Origin of the sequence: Corallococcus aberystwythensis (assembly GCF_003612165.1) — a bacterium.
Lineage (GTDB): Bacteria > Myxococcota > Myxococcia > Myxococcales > Myxococcaceae > Corallococcus > Corallococcus aberystwythensis.
In genome coordinates, this window is the sequence record NZ_RAWK01000585.1 from 1 (window position 1) to 426 (window position 426).

Below are 426 nucleotides of genomic sequence, written 5' to 3' on the forward strand. Positions count from 1 at the left end.
GTAGAGACGACGAAAGGGTGCGGATATATCTATGTGTTGATTGAGCATCAAAGTTCACCTGATGAAAATATGGCGTTCCGTATGCTTCGCTATGCTATTGCCACCATGCAGCGGCATCTTGAAGCGGGACATGATTATCTGCCTCTGGTGATCCCCATTCTTTTTTACCAGGGAAAGCGTAGCCCATATCCATGGTCAACAAACTGGCTCGATGGTTTTCCGGATCCGGACATTGCACGCGATCTCTATTTCCATGCTTTTCCGCTGGTTGATATTACGCTAATTCCTGATGACGAAATCATGCAACACCGCAGCATGGCCGCCTTTACGCTGGTACAGAAGCATATCCGTCAACGGGATATGACAACGCTGTTAGATAAGTTATCCCGCTTAATGATTCTGGGGCAGATGAGCGGACAGCAAATA

Annotated in this window: 1 protein-coding gene; it reads left to right on the forward strand. The window is 47.4% G+C overall.

Annotation, left to right across the window (positions count from 1 at the left end; all coding sequences use genetic code 11):
- Positions 1-426: Rpn family recombination-promoting nuclease/putative transposase (locus D7W81_RS41580; protein ID WP_120560770.1), on the forward strand; the 426-nt coding region annotated here is incomplete at both ends.